The organism is Pseudomonas rosaeacicularis, assembly GCF_057128745.1.
Map to the genome: position 1 here is coordinate 24,371 of NZ_JBSKHT010000001.1, position 15,526 is coordinate 39,896.

A 15,526-nucleotide genomic window follows, 5' to 3' on the forward strand; every position below is an offset into this window, starting at 1 on the left:
GCATAACCCAATATTTACTCATTTTTGTTAATTCATGATCCGGCATAGGGTGGCGATGCGGGCTGCGATGAAACATGCAGTCACGCGTTAACCGGCCTGCCGGTTCGTCTGTTTAACGGTCGAGGAAATGCCAGTGATAAAAAAAATCCTGATCGCAAACCGAGGTGAGATTGCTGTTCGTATCGTGCGCGCTTGCGCCGAAATGGGCATTCGCTCGGTGGCGATCTATTCCGACGCCGACCGTCATGCGCTGCATGTGAAGCGCGCGGACGAGGCATACGGCATTGGCTCCGAACCGCTCGAGGGCTATCTCAACCCACGCAAGCTGGTTAATCTGGCGGTTGAGACCGGCTGCGATGCATTGCATCCAGGCTATGGCTTTCTGTCTGAAAACGCTGAGTTGGCTGATATTTGCGCCGAACGCGGGATCAAATTCATTGGCCCTTCGGCTGAAGTCATTCGTCGCATGGGTGACAAGACCGAAGCCCGCCGCAGCATGATCAAGGCCGGCGTTCCCGTAACGCCTGGAACAGAAGGCAATGTCGCTGATATTGCCGAAGCGCTGGTCGAAGGCGACCGTATTGGTTATCCAGTGATGCTCAAAGCCACGTCCGGTGGCGGTGGTCGCGGCATTCGACGCTGCAACAGCCGTGAAGAACTGGAACAGGCGTTTCCTCGGGTCATCTCCGAAGCGACCAAGGCGTTTGGCAAAGCCGAGGTCTTCCTCGAAAAATGCATCGTCAATCCCAAGCACATTGAAGCGCAGATCCTCGGGGACAGCTTCGGCAACGTCGTGCATCTGTTCGAGCGCGATTGCTCGATTCAACGTCGTAACCAGAAGCTCATCGAGATCGCGCCCAGCCCGCAACTGACCCCGGAACAGCGCGCCTACATCGGCGATCTGTCGGTGCGTGCCGCCAAAGCGGTGGGCTACGAAAACGCCGGGACCGTGGAGTTTCTGCTCGCCGAGGGCGAGGTGTACTTCATGGAAATGAACACCCGGGTGCAGGTGGAACACACCATCACCGAAGAAATCACCGGCATCGACATCGTTCGCGAGCAGATCCGTATTGCGTCGGGGCTGCCGCTTTCGGTGAAGCAGGAAGACATCATTCATCGCGGTTTCGCGTTGCAGTTCCGCATCAACGCCGAAGACCCTAAAAACAACTTTCTGCCCAGCTTCGGCAAGATCACCCGGTATTACGCCCCGGGCGGGCCTGGCGTGCGCACCGACACCGCGATTTACACCGGCTACACCATCCCGCCGTATTACGACTCCATGTGCCTGAAGCTGATTGTCTGGGCGCTGACCTGGGAAGAGGCCATGGACCGAGGCCTGCGCGCGCTGGACGACATGCGTTTGCAGGGCGTGAAGACCACCGCCGCCTACTACCAGGAAATCCTGCGCAACCCGGAATTCCGCAGCGGTCAGTTCAATACCAGCTTCGTTGAAAGCCATCCCGAGCTGACCAACTACTCGATCAAGCGCAAACCCGAAGAGCTGGCCCTGGCCATCGCCGCCGCCATTGCCGCGCATGCAGGCCTGTGAGGAACACACAAATGACTAAAAAGATCTTCGTCACCGACACCATCCTGCGCGACGCTCACCAATCGTTACTGGCCACCCGCATGCGCACCGAGGACATGCTGCCGATCTGCGACAAGCTCGATAAGGTCGGCTATTGGTCGCTGGAATGCTGGGGCGGTGCGACATTCGATGCGTGCGTACGCTTTCTGAAAGAAGACCCGTGGGAGCGTTTGCGCCAGCTGCGTGCGGCGCTGCCCAACACCCGGCTGCAAATGCTGCTGCGTGGGCAAAATTTGCTGGGTTATCGCCATTACAGCGATGACGTGGTCAAGGCGTTTGTCGCCAAAGCTGCGGTCAACGGCATCGACGTGTTCCGCATCTTCGACGCCATGAACGATGTGCGTAACCTGCGCGTCGCCATTGAAGCGGTGAAGGCTTCGGGTAAGCATGCTCAGGGCACCATCGCCTACACCACCAGCCCCGTGCATACCATCGGGGCCTTCGTGGCCCAGGCCAAGCAGATGGAAGCGATGGGGTGCGACTCGGTAGCCATCAAAGACATGGCAGGTCTACTGACCCCTTACGCAACCGGCGAGCTGGTCAAGGCGCTGAAATCCGAGCAATCGTTGCCGGTGTTTATCCACTCCCATGACACCGCTGGCCTGGCTGCGATGTGCCAACTCAAGGCTATTGAGAATGGCGCCGATCACATCGATACCGCGATCTCCAGCTTCGCTTGGGGCACCAGCCATCCCGGTACCGAATCCATGGTCGCGGCGCTCAAGGGAAGCGAATTCGATACCGGCCTGAACCTCGAGCTGCTGCAGGAAATCGGCCTGTACTTCTACGCTGTACGTAAGAAATATCACCAGTTTGAGAGCGAATTTACCGCTGTCGATACGCGCGTGCAGGTCAACCAAGTGCCGGGCGGGATGATTTCTAACCTCGCCAACCAGCTAAAAGAGCAGGGCGCGCTGAACCGCATGGGAGAAGTGCTGGCCGAAATCCCGCGAGTGCGCAAAGACTTGGGCTATCCGCCGCTTGTTACGCCTACGTCGCAAATCGTCGGCACCCAGGCGTTCTTCAACGTTCTGGCAGGCGAGCGCTACAAAACCATCACCAATGAAGTGAAGCTTTACCTCACTGGCGGTTATGGCAAAGCGCCGGGCGCGGTTGACGAGAAACTGCGCCGTCAGGCGATCGGCAACGAAGAGATCATCGACGTGCGTCCGGCTGACCTGCTCAAGCCGGAAATGACCAAGCTGCGTGGCGAAATCGGCGCGTTGGCCAAGTCCGAGGAAGACGTGCTGACCTACGCCATGTTTCCGGATATAGGGCGCAAGTTTCTTGAAGAGCGCGCGGCGGGCACGCTGAAACCTGAAGAGCTGCTGCCGATTCCCGAGCCAGGCGCGGTGGGCAAGGTGGGCGGCGAGGGCGTCCCGACCGAGTTCGTGATCGATGTGCACGGCGAAAGCTACCGCGTCGACATCACCGGTGTTGGCGTAAAGGCCGAGGGCAAGCGTCACTTTTATTTGTCGATTGATGGCATGCCGGAAGAAGTAGTGTTCGAGCCCCTCAATGAATTCGTCAGCGGCGGGATTGGCAAGCGTCCGCAGGCCAGCAAGCCGGGCCATGTCAGCACCACCATGCCGGGCAACATTGTCGATGTGTTGGTCAAGGAAGGCGACACGGTCAAGGCCGGTCAGGCGGTGTTGATCACCGAGGCTATGAAGATGGAGACCGAAGTTCAGGCGGCGGTGGCTGGCAAGGTCACGGCGATTCACGTGGCCAAGGGCGACCGCGTGAATCCCGGCGAAATATTGGTTGAGATCGAAGGTTAAGAGCACTTCGACTCACACTGTTTAAACCTCGGGGGAGCAGGTGCTCCCCTTTTTTTATTTGGGCTGTTTGTAATTTTTCTGAATGATGTACAGGATTTCTTTAAAGCTCAGTTTGCGCGTGCCTATCTTCTGCATTTTATCTTCCGGTAAGTAGCTGAACTTCACATACAGCACTTGCCCTTTGGCTTTCTCTGTTTCACTGAGCTTTGTTATCGATGCTTTCATGCCAGACAACGTGGACGGAATGTTCGCAAGAGCGACCCAGTCTGGTGTTGGTACGAGCCCTGCGAAATAGCTCACGACGCTAACCAACGTATCGCCAATCCCGAACACGCCGGCAAACCGATCTTTTGGTTTGAAGGGCGAAATACCCATATAAATATCGGGCAGCGACGCAATTCGGTTTTCGATGCCCTGTGTCTCATGGCGGAGGAGGAAATCGAACACCTGAAGCGCTGTCCCGACGATGACCACTGATTGGGCGCCGGTGCCGGTTTCGGAAAAAAGATGGTAGTTGCTGCTGGCGACGACTGATTTTTTGAGTTGGCCGCGATCAATGATCACGCTGCCGTATTTGCCTGCCGATAACACAGGCTGAGGAACACGCCATGGATTTTCTTGCACGGCGGAGACGTCTACCGATGTGGAATGGCTAATAGTTTCGATGGTGTTACTCATGTCTAACATCCTTGTTAGTTGTGAAGACGCTTCGATATGAAGCGCTTTAGTTATCTGCTTAACACTAGCGTGGCTTGTCCAGAGCGCCAGCAAATGATTGCCGGGGTGTGTTGCTGATTGTAAGAGGTTCCCTAGCCCATGTCCCGATACCGCCCGAGCTACGTGGTGAATCGCTGGTAACGAACGGTAATGCCGGCACGGTCGTGGCCATCAAACCCAATACCTTTGGCGAAACTCTGTAGGGTCCAAGGACAGTTACTTTCTGGACTCACCATCCTCAAGATCCCGCCGGGGAGGGCTTACAATTTTTTTGCGCGGAATAATCTCCTCTGTCAGCGCAGCGCCGTCAACTGTCAAAGTTGACAGTATACGGACCTGATATTCGCGCATACATTTGAACCTGGAATTGCAACTGGCCACGGGATGGCTGCCTTTGATGATGTCGGACCAGGTTATTTGCAATAAGGAGTTAACAGTCAGGAGCTTTAGTAACATGGCCAATCAATTAAATGCTAATCCGCTGTCCGGGGAAGTAGATTCAAGTTTTGGCGTCGCTGGAACGGTGCGTTTAACAAAAAGCGGCGGTGTCGTCAGTAACGCAAAAAAAGCTATCGTAGATAGCGATGGTCGAATATTGCTGGCGGGAACCTTTAAGACACATTTGGCCGAACAGTATGCGATTATTCGTCTAAACGCTGACGGTGAGCAAGATCCGACCTTTGGAGATAAAGGTGTAACGATCGGAAGTTTTATAAAAAAAGAAGATGCCCGCGCCAACTCGGTAACCATTACTCAGGATAATAGAATATTACTATCCGGAACATCAGGCGCCAAGTTATCGAACGGCGCGGCGGCGACTGTTTTTATGGGCGGCATCGCGTGCTTTGATCAAGCCGGTGTGCTTGATCCATCATTCGGGAGTCAGGGGCATACATCGCTATATATTCGACATCCCGTAGATCAGAAGCCCATTGGCCTTAGAGCAGTTTCTGACGATATCTCAGACCCCGTGGCTTGCGTCTTATCTTCGGTGGAAAAAAACAGGATTATCTATACCTGGATGGGACCAGCCCGATCTATGGATTCGGGTCATTACCTTCCCTATGCCGTGCTTGGGCGGCTAAACGCCAGCGGAGCAAGCGACGATTCATTCCAAAAAGAAGGCCATATTTATATCCGTTATCTGGCTGGGACATCTGTATTGCTAACGCGGGTTGCAGGTCACCTTATAATTGATGGGCAGATTATTGTTGCGGGCCATATCCAGTACACCGGTGCACCCGCCAGAGGTTACTTGAGTCGCTACGATTTGAACGGAAAGTTGGATACAACCTTTGGTGACAGCACCGAGACGGACGGCTTTGTTTTGACGCCGGCGCTTGGCGAAATCAGTGGTCTGGGTCAGATCAAAGCCTTTGTGCGCCACGGGTCTACCTTGTTGTTGACGGGTAATGCTGGGGAGAATGTTAGGGAGCAGGGCGTCATGGCCGCCTTTACGCTGGACGGGGCCGTTGATCAAAGTTTTAACCAAGGCGAATTGCTGTATGCGGATCTGCCGGGTCTGCCGCCCTCAAAAAAAGTATTGTGGCTAGACGCCGCCTCAAGTGATGGAGGCATCCTGGCGCTTGGTCACATTGACGAGCCTGAAGCAGGCAACTTCGTGATTGCACGCTACTTGCCCTCCGGTGTGCTCGATGCGCGTTTCGGTGCGGGGAAAGGCTGGATACTTTCCGCCCCGGAAGTGGAGTTGAAAGCCCTTGTTGTCCAACGTCGTGCAGGAGGGTTACCTAATCGTATTTTGGTGACTGGTGTAGTCGGTAAGGGTGAGTACGCCGTGGTCATGGCCTTTTTGGATGTCTAGAGATAGTGGCGCATGGAGCACATTCTTGCAGTAATGCTCCGGTGATCTTACCGGACGTCCCTTTTATAAAAGGGACATCCGGTATTCCAGCTGATGCCTATTGTTTTTAGCCACGCCGAAGTTATTTATAAAACTGCTCCAGGCTTTTGATTTGCACACCCGCCGGCTGGTTTTCAGGATCGAGCCATGCCTCAAAAGCGCTTTGCAGCGCAGGCCATTCGCTGTCGATGATCGAGTACCACGCCGTATTACGGTTCTGTCCTTTGACCACCATATGCTGGCGGAACATGCCTTCGTAGGTGAAGCCGAAACGTTCGGCAGCGCGCTTGGAGCGGGCGTTGTCGCCGTTGCATTTCCACTCCAGACGACGGTTGCCCAGCGCGAAGGATTCCTTGGCCAGCAGATAGACCGCCTCAGTGCTTTTCGGTGTGCGCTGCATGGACGCGCCGAATGTCACATGGCCGATTTCTATGCGCCCATGGGCCGGGACGATCGACATCAGGCTCAAGTAGCCGTCGATGGCGCCCGTCTCTTGATCGATCACGGTGTAAAACCACGGATCGCTGCCCGCTTGCATGCCCGAGAGGAAATCATTGAAAGCACTGCGCTCGGTAAACGGGCCATAGGGCAAATAATCCCACAGCTTGGGGTCTGAACCTGGGCCTTGGAGCGCTGCCCATAAACCGTCGCCATGGCGTGCGAGGTCGAGTTTTTCCAGGCGAATGAAACGTCCTTCCAGCGTGCGGGCTTCCGGCAGTTTTGCGGCTTGCCAGTGTTCAAGGTTCGACATGTCGGGGCATTCCAAAGATTGAAGTTGGGCTTAAATCAGTTTGCGGAACTGGATATAACCGGGTCGCTCAGCGATGCGTTCGTACAACTGAATCGCCGTGGCATTGGTTTCGTGAGTCAGCCAGTGGACCTTGTCGCAGCCGTCCTGTTTGGCCGTGGCGTAGACGTGTTCGATCAGCAAGCGTCCGACCCCGGTGCCGCGCTGCTCGGGCGCGACAATCAAGTCCTGCAGGTAGCACGCATTGCGGATGCTCCAGTTGGAGCGGTGATAAATGAAATGCACCAGGCCCACCGCTTTACCGTCTTTCCAAGCAAGCGCCGCGTTAGTCGGCTCGTTGGCATCCAGCAAACGTTGCCAGGTGCTCTGGCTGACGCTGTCCGCTAGCTCGGTTTTGTAGAACTTTAAGTACGCCTGCCACAGCGGCAACCATTGCGCCTGGTCAGGCGGGGTAACGGGTTTGATTTGCGCATCAGACACGAGGTTCTCCTTGGCTCATCTGCTGAGCGATTTCCTGATCTTTTACATCAGCGCTGGCCGCAAGCCCGGCGGTAACACCGGCAATATCTTCGGCGCTCCGGTTCTGGTTGAGTTTGCGTTTGCCTTCCAGTCGCTCGATAGGCAGGGCAAAACCGACGATGGCGCCGAGCATCTTTTCAATGTAGTCCGCGGGTGCATCCGCCACCGCCCAAGGGCTCGCGCGGCCTGACTCGTGTCTGTCGGTCAGAGCGCTGACTAACTCAAGCAAGCGCTGCGGTTCGGTGAAAACCTCGGCGTGGCCGTAGGCGTGGATCGCCAGATAGTTCCAGGTTGGCACCACTTTGCCGTGCTCAGCTTTGGCCGGATAAAACGAGGGGCTCACGTAGGCATCGCCGCCGGAGAAAATCACCAACACCTCGGCGCCGCTCTGCAGGTCTTTCCACTGCGCATTCGCTTTAGCGAAATGGCCGTACAGCGTTCCGTGCTCGCCCTCGTTTGGATTAAAGAGCAGCGGTAGATGACTGGCCTGCAAGCCGGACTCGCTGGACGTGACCAACACGGCCAGCCGTGCTCCATTGATCTGCGCATGCAAGCTGTTCAAATCGGCGTCTTTGAAATAGGACGGTGTGTACATAAGATTTTCCTTGGCGACTGAGCTAATCCTAGGCAGCCTAATGGCCTGTTGTAAGAGCCATTAATGATCAATTCAGTAGGGCCATTCGAATGTCGCCACCCACGCCGTCGCTCACCTTTGATTTCGCGGGGATTCAACTTGACCGCCGTCACGGCCTGAGCCGTCAGTTGTATCAAGGGCTTCGTCAGCGAATTCTGGACGGCGGCTTGAGTAGCGGAACCCGTCTCCCTGCGACTCGAGATCTGGCATCTGCACTAGCGATTTCGCGCAACAGCGTCATGCGCGCTTACGACCAACTCTATGCCGAAGGATTTATCGAGGGCCGTATCGGTGACGGGACTTATGTCGCTCAACTTCCCGATAAAACTCACCGGCCCAAAAAACTATCCACAAAACCATCCACAGGGTTACCAACAGGCTTACCCACAGCTTTATCCACAAAACAGTCAAAATGCACTGATGATTCGTCCAGTAAAGTTATCCACACCACTGCGCTTGAATTGCTCGTACGGCATCATTTGAGCCCCGGAAAAATCGGTCTGCCACGGGCGTTTCGAGTGGGTGTTCCGGCCTTCGATCTGTTTCCATTCGCGGTTTGGGGCAAGCTGCACGCGGCTTTCTGGCGAAAGCCTGACATGCGGCAACTCGGCTATGGCGATGCTGCGGGCGATTGGCGTTTGCGCGAGCTGATTGCTGCGTACCTTAGGACGTCGCGGGACTTGCACTGTGATGCTGCGCAAATTGTGATCACCAGCGGGGCACAGCAGGCGATAACCCTTTGTGCACAGCTGCTGTTGGACGTCGGCGACGGCGTGGCTGTGGAAAATCCAGGCTACCGGGCAGCAGGTCATGCGTTCGCGATTGCCGGGGCGATGCTGCACGGCATTGCGGTGGATGGCGAGGGGATGTGCAGCGACGAACTGGACAGAAGTTCCAGCAAGCTGGCTTACGTCACGCCGTCCCACCAATACCCAACTGGCGTCACCATGAGCCTGGCGCGCCGCCTGCAATTATTGGCATGGGCCGAGCGAACCGGCGGCTGGATCGTCGAGGACGACTACGACGGCGAATATCGATACAGCGGCGCACCGCTGGCACCCTTGGCCGCGCTTGATCAGCACGGACGCGTGTTGTACGTCGGCACCTTCGGCAAGGTGGCGTTTCCGGCATTGCGTCTGGGATATCTCGTGCTGCCGCTCAATTTGGTGGAACCCTTCAGTCAGCGTCGGGCAGTAGATATGCGCCATTCGGAAATCGGCACCCAAGCGGTGATGGCTGAGTTCATAGCCGCTGGGCATTTCCAGCGGCATATCCGGCGTATGCGCCGAGCGGCTTTGAATCGGCGCAATGCGTTGTTGGCGGGATGGCCGCATGACATTCCTGGCTGCGGTCCGATGCCCAAACCCATGGCAGGGCTGCACGTAGCCTTAAACGTCGACAGCATCGCCCGCGAGCAATCGCTGGTTGCCTTGGCCGAGAGCGTCGGGGTTGAGATCAATCCATTGAGCGAGTATTGGCTGCCTGAATCGTCGACGCCAATGGATGAGCGGGCGGGGTTGGTGCTGGGATTTGCGGCCGTTCCCGAGGCGGATATCGCATCAGCGCTGGAACGGTTGCGAAAAGTCTGGACCTGAAGCTAGCTCCTGTAGGAGCGAATTTATTCGCGAGGCGGCGTTATGGGAGCCAGATATTGATCATGCCGGCTCCCTCTCGCGAATAAATTCGCTCCTACAGGTCGGTGCAGATGAGGCGTCAAACCGCCCGCTCTACCCGCGTATACTCGCGTCCATCGCAAACTTTTTCGAGAGACTCCCATGAGCCTTCCCCTTTCCGTCGCGCCGGAGCGCAAGTTTGGCGCGCCATTGCTCGCCTTTATTCTGCTGCTGATTGGCGCTGTGTTTCTGCAGGCCAGCGTGGGCGGCAAGCAGGTTCTGCTGTTAATAGTGGGCGCGGCGCTGGGCCTGACGCTGTATCACGCCGCGTTTGGTTTTACCTCGGCCTGGCGCGTGTTCATCAGGGAGCGTCGCGGCGCAGGTCTGCGAGCGCAGATGGTGATGCTGGCGGTGGCAGTTGTGTTGTTCTTCCCGGCATTGGGCGCAGGAACCTTATTTGGCTCTCCAGTCACCGGTCTGGTTGCTCCGGCCGGGGTTTCGGTGGTGTTTGGCGCGTTCATCTTCGGCATTGGCATGCAATTGGGCGGTGGTTGCGCTTCGGGAACTTTGTTCACCGTGGGCGGCGGTAATGCGCGAATGCTGATTACTTTATTGTTTTTCATCATCGGCTCACTGATTGCCACGCACCACGTCGATTGGTGGTTCTCGCTGCCGTCCTTTCCTGCCACCTCCATCGTCAAAAGCTTCGGTGTACTGCCGGCGCTGATCGCCAGTCTGGCGGTGTTTGCCCTAATCGTGTTCGTCACCGTCAAGCTAGAAAAGCATCGCCACGGCGAACTTGAGGCCCCGGTGTCCAGTGATCACATTGGCCTTCGCCGTTTCCTGCGGGGCCCGTGGCCGTTGGTGTGGGGCGCGATTGCGTTGGCATTGCTGAACTACGCGACCCTGGCATTGGCTGGTCGCCCATGGGGGATCACATCGGCATTTGCCCTGTGGGGCGCCAAGGTGGCGAGCAGCTTGGGAGTGGACGTAGGCAGTTGGGTGTTCTGGCAGATGCCGGCGAATGCGAAAGCACTGGCTGCACCGGTGTGGGAAGACATCACCACGGTCATGGACATCGGGATAATGCTGGGTGCGTTGCTGGCGGCGGGACTGGCAGGACGTTTCGCTCCGAGCCTGAAGATTCCGGCGCGCTCTATCGTGGCAGCGGTGATCGGCGGGCTGTTGCTGGGTTACGGCTCTCGCCTGGCCTATGGCTGCAACATCGGCGCGTATTTCAGCGGTATCGCGTCTGGCAGCTTGCATGGCTGGCTTTGGCTGGTCTCCGCGTACATCGGCAATGTCGCCGGTGTGCGGATGCGTCCATTCTTTTTCGCCGGTGAGCGGCAGCCGGTAGCATTGACCGGCTGCTGATCACGCTGCCCTTGATATCGCCCTCGCGGGCAAGCGCGCTCCTACAGGGAAGCAGATCCCTGTAGGAGCGAACTTGTTCGCGAGACGTTACGGCTGACACACCGCTTGTCCGCTTCGCCAACAAGTTGGCTCCTACAGATGGCCTCAGGCGATCTGCTCTTTCGCCAATTTGACGATGTTCTCCACCGTAAACCCAAACTTGGCCTGCAGCTTTTCAATCGGCGCCGAAGCCCCGAAGGTGTTCATCACGATCTTCGCGCCGGTCTGGCCCACGTAGCGATCCCAGCCCATTGGTCCGGCTTGCTCGACGACGACACGGCCTTTGACGCTGGGCGGGAAGACGCTGTCGCGATAGGCCTTGTCCTGGTCTTCGAACAGTTCCCAACTGGGCATCGAAACTACACGCGCCGATACACCTTCGGCGGCGAGCTGCTCGTAGGCGGCAACCGTCATGCCGACTTCGCTACCCGTCGCGATCAGAATCACGTCCGGCTCACCTTTGCCCGAATCGGCCAGCACGTAGGCGCCTTTGGCGACACCTTCGGCACTGGCATATTTGCTGCGATCCAGCGTGGGCAGAGGCTGACGTGACAGCACGATGCAGGACGGACGATTCGTCTGCGCGAGGGCAATTTTCCACGCTTGGGTCGTTTCGTTGGCATCACCCGGCCGCAACGTGATCAAGCCCGGTGTAGAGCGCAATTGCGTCAATTGCTCGATAGGCTGATGCGTCGGACCGTCTTCCCCAACGCCGATGGAGTCATGGGTAAAGACGAATACCACCGGCAATTCCATGATCGACGCCAGACGAATCGGCGGCTTCATGTAATCGCTGAACACCAGGAACGTCGAGGTGTAGGGGCGGATGTAGGACAGCGCCAAACCATTGGCAATCGAACCCATCGCATGTTCGCGAACCCCGAAGTGCAGGTTACGGCCGCTGTAGTTGCCCGCTTCAAAACTGCCAGCGCCATCGAACGTCAGGTTGGTTTTAGTGGAGGGCGAAAGGTCTGCCGAGCCGCCGATCACCCAAGGGATCGTCGCTGCAAACGCGTTGAGCACTTTGCCGCCGGAGGCCCGCGATGCAATGCCTTTGGCGTCGGTTTCGAAGACTTCCAGCTTGTCCTGCCAGCCGTCCGGCATCTCCCCTGCGCGCATGCGTTTGAGTTGATCGGCGAGGTCCGGCTCATTCTTCTCGAAACTGGCGAGGGTTTGCTGCCAGGCGTCAAAGTCAGCGCCGTTGTGGCTGAGCAGTGCGTCGCGCAAGACGTGTTTGGCTTCTTCAGGCACCAGAAAGCTTGAGTTCTCGTCCCAGCCGTAAGCTTTTTTAGTCAGCTTGATTTCATCAGCCCCCAGCGGTTCGCCGTGGGCGGCAGAGGTGTTGTGCTTGTTGGGCGAGCCGAAGCCGATCACGCTGTCGACCACGATCAATGTCGGCGCGCTGTCGGTTTGCTTGAATACGTTCAACGCCTTTGCCAGCGCCTGAGCGTCATTGGCGTCAGCGACATGGACAGTGTTCCAGCCATAGCCTTCGAAGCGCGTTTGCACGTCGTCACTGTAAGCGAGTTCGGTGTGGCCTTCGATGCTGATGGTGTTGTTGTCGTAGATCCAGCACAAGTTCGACAGCTTGAGGTGGCCTGCCAGCGAGGCGGCCTCGGCAGTCACGCCTTCCATCATGTCGCCATCCCCGCACAGCACGTAAACGCTGTAGTCGAACAGTGTCGCGCCAGGACGGTTGAAGTGCTCGCCCAGCCAGCGCTCGGCCATCGCCATGCCCACACTGTTGGCGCAACCCTGACCCAGTGGGCCAGTGGTGGTTTCGACGCCGGTGGTCATGCGGTATTCAGGGTGACCGGGGGTTTTGGAGTCCATCTGGCGGAACTGCTTGATGTCCTCAAGGCTCACGGCGGGTTTGCCGGACGGCTTGCCGTGTTCGTCGATTTCGACGACGCCTGCCAGGTGCAGCAGCGAGTACAGCAGCATTGAGGCGTGGCCAACCGACAAGACGAAACGGTCGCGGTTCGGCCAGTCCGGGTGCTCAGGGTGATAGCGCAGGAAATCTTTCCATACCGTGTAGCCGACGGGCGCCAGCGCCATGGGTGTGCCGGGATGGCCGGAGTTGGCCTTCTGCACGGCATCCATAGCCAGGGTGCGGATGGTATTGATGGTCAGTTGGTCGCGGTCGGTATGTGGTTCGATGGAGCGAGACGTTGAAGACGTGCCCATTAACTTTCTCCTCGTGACGTGTTGCTGAAACATCCAGACAAGAGTTGAGCATGAGGAGGGCGGGTTTGTTCCATGAATAATGCCCCGGCGGTCCGGGCCGATAGCGCGGCGGCTCTGGGGCGGCTAAACGATTCAGCAGCTCGTCGATGAAAGCCTTGGACCGCGAACCATCTGCCCGCAATGTATTCAAATTCAGGCGTATCGGGCATCTGTCCGTTATTGATTAGGTTTTAACAATGGGGTGGCCTTTGCAGCAATTCATCGTCAAGAAATACCGCGCCATGATCAGGACGTTTACCTACATCGGTTGGTCGCTGTTCTGGCTGCTGATATGGGACGTGGTTGTCACCGTAGACTTCATGCTTTACCTGGAACGCAAGATCACCTTGCCCTCCATGCCGCTAACTTTGCTTGGCTCAGCGCTGGTCGTACTCACGAGCTTTCGTAACTCCAGCGCTTACAATCGCTGGTGGGAAGCGCGCACGCTATGGGGCGCGCTAGTAAACAACTCCCGCAGCTATGCACGCCAAGTGTTGACGCTGATTGACGACGAAGACGAGCTCAATCCCGTCAAGGCTGTATTACTGCGTCGGCATGTGGCCTACGTTGAGTGCCTGTCGGCTCACTTGAAGGGTGGCCATTGCAACGAGGATGTGACGGCGATGATCCCGCGTGCTGAATACGACCGGCGCACGCGCACCAACAACTTCCCCAACGATTTGCTCAACACCTCGGCTGCGATCATCGCCAAGGAATACAAAGCTGGGCGTCTGGACAGCATTCGTCTGGAGCGACTTGAAGCCACGCTGGTCGAGATATCCAACTGCCAGGGCGGCATGGAGCGGATTGCCAATACGCCGCTGCCTTATCCCTACGTGACCTTTCCTCGTCTGTTCATCACCTTGTTCTGCATCATCGTGCCTATAGGTCTGGTTGAAACCTTGGGCTGGTTCACGCCGTTGGCCTCCACTGTTGTCGGCTTCATGTTGCTGGCGATCGAGAAGATCGGCACCGATTTGCAGAGCCCGTTCAAAGCGTCCGAGCATGAGATTCAGATGAAGGCGCTGTGCGAGAACATCGCTGGGAACCTGAATTCGATGTTGCGCGATGCGACGCAGGAGCGGGACGAGCGCGATCTGGTTGGGGCGGCATAAGCAGGGTCTGAGGTGGGCCGATTGAAGCCCATTGCGAGCAAGCTCCCTCCCACAGGTTTTTGCTTATGGCTCAAGACCTGTGGGCACAGAGATCAATCGTGGGAGCGAGCTTGCTCGCGATTGCGTCACAACAGACACATCCATGTTGTCTGGCACCCTAATATAGCGGGCAAGCGCGCTCCTACAGATTGCGCCTAAGTCCCCGATTTGATTTTTGTCCACACCCGAGTCCGCGCCCGTTCTGCATCCCGCGGCAGCGGCGTCAGGGTGTAGAGGGTCTTCATGGCTTCTTCGGTCGGGTACAGGTTGGGGTTATTGCGGATTGCTGGATCAACCAACTCCGTGGCGTCCTTGTTCGGGTTCGGATAACCCACAAAATCACTGATCGGGGCGATGACTTTGGGCTGCAGCAGGTAATTGATGAACGTGTGAGCGTCCTCGGAATCCTTGGCACCCTTCGGAATCGCCAGCATATCGAACCAGATCGGCGCGCCTTCCTTGGGCAAACGCATATCCACTACCACGCCGTTCTTGGCTTCCTTGGCGCGGTTCGCGGCCTGCGAGAAGCTGCCCGAATACCCAACCGCCACACAAATATCGCCATTGGCGATGTCAGCCATGTACTTGGATGAGTGGAAATAGGTGATGTACGGACGAATCTTCATCAGCAGCGCTTCGGCCTTCGTATAGTCCGCTGGGTTTTTACTGTTCGGATCCAGCCCTAAGTGCTGTAAGGCCAACGGCAGAATCTCCGAAGGCGAATCCAGCAGCGTTACGCCACACTGCTTGAGCTTGCTGATGTTCTCTTCCTTGAAAATCAGATCCCAACTGTCTACAGGAGCGTTGTCACCCAGCGCTGCCTTGACCTTGGCCGGGTTGTAACCGATCAAAATAGTGCCGTACATATAAGGCACGGCGTACTTGTTGCCGGGATCGTTGGCCTCCAGCAACTTCATCAGCTTGGGATCAAGGTGCGAGTAGTTCGGCAGCTTGCTCTTGTCCAGCGGTTGAAACACGCCGGCTTCGATCTGTTTGGCGAGGAAAACGTTGGAGGGCACCACCACGTCGTAGCCGGAATTGCCGGTCAGCAGCTTGGCCTCAAGCGCTTCGTTGGTGTCGAAGATGTCGTAGATCAGATTGACCTTGGTCTCCTTTTTGAAGTCTTCAAGCGTCTTGGGCGTGATGTAGTCGAACCAGTTGTAGACGCGCAGGGTTCGGGCCTCGTCGGCCTGAGCGGCGCCAGCGGACAACGCCGCGCAGAGTGCTGGAGCAATGAGACGCTTGAGTCGGTTCATCGTGTTCTCTCTTCTC

General features: G+C 57.0%; 12 protein-coding genes. 6 read left to right on the top strand and 6 right to left on the bottom strand.

What is annotated here, in order from left to right; all coding sequences use genetic code 11:
• Nucleotides 1-133: 133 nt before the first annotated feature.
• Both ACWKWM_RS00110 and oadA read left to right on the top strand, forming a co-directional pair.
• The gene (locus ACWKWM_RS00110; RefSeq protein ID WP_074885974.1) at nucleotides 134-1,549 is read left to right on the top strand and encodes an acetyl-CoA carboxylase biotin carboxylase subunit; all 1,416 of its coding nucleotides are present in this window, start codon (nucleotides 134-136) and stop codon (nucleotides 1,547-1,549) included.
• Nucleotides 1,550-1,560: 11 nt separating this feature from the next.
• Nucleotides 1,561-3,369 (top strand): sodium-extruding oxaloacetate decarboxylase subunit alpha, encoded by a 1,809-nt coding sequence (gene oadA, locus ACWKWM_RS00115; RefSeq protein WP_483844183.1) that lies wholly within the window; start codon nucleotides 1,561-1,563, stop codon nucleotides 3,367-3,369.
• Nucleotides 3,370-3,423: 54 nt separating this feature from the next.
• Here the strand turns inward: oadA and ACWKWM_RS00120 are convergent, their stop codons facing one another.
• The gene (locus tag ACWKWM_RS00120; RefSeq protein ID WP_483844184.1) at nucleotides 3,424-4,047 is read right to left on the bottom strand and encodes a hypothetical protein; all 624 of its coding nucleotides are present in this window, start codon (nucleotides 4,045-4,047) and stop codon (nucleotides 3,424-3,426) included.
• A 493-nt stretch (nucleotides 4,048-4,540) separates the two neighbouring features.
• On the opposite strand from ACWKWM_RS00120, the gene ACWKWM_RS00125 reads away from it, so the two are divergent.
• Nucleotides 4,541-5,908 (top strand): hypothetical protein, encoded by a 1,368-nt coding sequence (locus ACWKWM_RS00125; protein ID WP_483844185.1) that lies wholly within the window; start codon nucleotides 4,541-4,543, stop codon nucleotides 5,906-5,908.
• Between the two features lie 121 nt (nucleotides 5,909-6,029).
• Here ACWKWM_RS00125 and ACWKWM_RS00130 read toward each other — a convergent pair whose 3' ends face one another.
• The 3 genes from ACWKWM_RS00130 to ACWKWM_RS00140 are packed head-to-tail and all read right to left on the bottom strand — an operon-like array spanning nucleotide 6,030 to nucleotide 7,809.
• Nucleotides 6,030-6,698, bottom strand: coding sequence for a GNAT family N-acetyltransferase (locus ACWKWM_RS00130; protein WP_483844186.1), 669 nt, complete (start codon nucleotides 6,696-6,698; stop codon nucleotides 6,030-6,032).
• Nucleotides 6,699-6,728: 30 nt separating this feature from the next.
• Nucleotides 6,729-7,175, bottom strand: coding sequence for an N-acetyltransferase family protein (locus tag ACWKWM_RS00135; protein ID WP_483844187.1), 447 nt, complete (start codon nucleotides 7,173-7,175; stop codon nucleotides 6,729-6,731).
• Nucleotides 7,168-7,809 carry an FMN-binding negative transcriptional regulator gene (locus ACWKWM_RS00140; protein WP_483844188.1) on the bottom strand — a complete coding sequence of 214 codons (642 nt, stop codon included), beginning with the start codon at nucleotides 7,807-7,809 and terminating at the stop codon, nucleotides 7,168-7,170. The genes ACWKWM_RS00135 and ACWKWM_RS00140 overlap by 8 nt, the downstream gene beginning before the upstream one ends.
• Before the next feature lie 89 nt (nucleotides 7,810-7,898).
• Here ACWKWM_RS00140 and pdxR point away from each other — a divergent pair, with 89 nt between their 5' ends.
• Nucleotides 7,899-9,443, top strand: a complete 1,545-nt coding sequence (pdxR, locus tag ACWKWM_RS00145) for a MocR-like pyridoxine biosynthesis transcription factor PdxR (protein ID WP_483844189.1) — start codon at nucleotides 7,899-7,901, stop codon at nucleotides 9,441-9,443.
• A gap of 180 nt (nucleotides 9,444-9,623) precedes the next feature.
• Nucleotides 9,624-10,835: a YeeE/YedE family protein gene (locus ACWKWM_RS00150; RefSeq protein WP_483844190.1), complete on the top strand. Its 1,212-nt coding sequence runs from the start codon at nucleotides 9,624-9,626 to the stop codon at nucleotides 10,833-10,835.
• A gap of 144 nt (nucleotides 10,836-10,979) precedes the next feature.
• On the opposite strand, the gene tkt is transcribed toward ACWKWM_RS00150, so the two are convergent.
• Nucleotides 10,980-13,061: a transketolase gene (gene tkt, locus ACWKWM_RS00155; protein ID WP_483844191.1), complete on the bottom strand. Its 2,082-nt coding sequence runs from the start codon at nucleotides 13,059-13,061 to the stop codon at nucleotides 10,980-10,982.
• A gap of 248 nt (nucleotides 13,062-13,309) precedes the next feature.
• Here tkt and ACWKWM_RS00160 point away from each other — a divergent pair, with 248 nt between their 5' ends.
• Nucleotides 13,310-14,215, top strand: a complete 906-nt coding sequence (locus ACWKWM_RS00160) for a bestrophin family protein (RefSeq protein ID WP_483844587.1) — start codon at nucleotides 13,310-13,312, stop codon at nucleotides 14,213-14,215.
• Between the two features lie 194 nt (nucleotides 14,216-14,409).
• Here the strand turns inward: ACWKWM_RS00160 and ACWKWM_RS00165 are convergent, their stop codons facing one another.
• Nucleotides 14,410-15,510, bottom strand: a complete 1,101-nt coding sequence (locus ACWKWM_RS00165; RefSeq protein ID WP_483844192.1) for a polyamine ABC transporter substrate-binding protein — start codon at nucleotides 15,508-15,510, stop codon at nucleotides 14,410-14,412.
• Nucleotides 15,511-15,526: the final 16 nt, after the last annotated feature.

Excerpts from the sequence above, each read along its gene's own strand:
- oadA (WP_483844183.1), top strand. The coding sequence starts at position 1,561 with ATGACTAAAAAGATCTTCGTCACCGACACCATCCTGCGCGACGCTCAC.
- ACWKWM_RS00120 (WP_483844184.1), bottom strand. The coding sequence starts at position 4,047 with ATGAGTAACACCATCGAAACTATTAGCCATTCCACATCGGTAGACGTC.
- ACWKWM_RS00125 (WP_483844185.1), top strand. The coding sequence starts at position 4,541 with ATGGCCAATCAATTAAATGCTAATCCGCTGTCCGGGGAAGTAGATTCA.
- ACWKWM_RS00130 (WP_483844186.1), bottom strand. The coding sequence starts at position 6,698 with ATGTCGAACCTTGAACACTGGCAAGCCGCAAAACTGCCGGAAGCCCGC.
- ACWKWM_RS00140 (WP_483844188.1), bottom strand. The coding sequence starts at position 7,809 with ATGTACACACCGTCCTATTTCAAAGACGCCGATTTGAACAGCTTGCAT.
- pdxR (WP_483844189.1), top strand. The coding sequence starts at position 7,899 with ATGTCGCCACCCACGCCGTCGCTCACCTTTGATTTCGCGGGGATTCAA.
- ACWKWM_RS00150 (WP_483844190.1), top strand. The coding sequence starts at position 9,624 with ATGAGCCTTCCCCTTTCCGTCGCGCCGGAGCGCAAGTTTGGCGCGCCA.
- tkt (WP_483844191.1), bottom strand. The coding sequence starts at position 13,061 with ATGGGCACGTCTTCAACGTCTCGCTCCATCGAACCACATACCGACCGC.
- ACWKWM_RS00165 (WP_483844192.1), bottom strand. The coding sequence starts at position 15,510 with ATGAACCGACTCAAGCGTCTCATTGCTCCAGCACTCTGCGCGGCGTTG.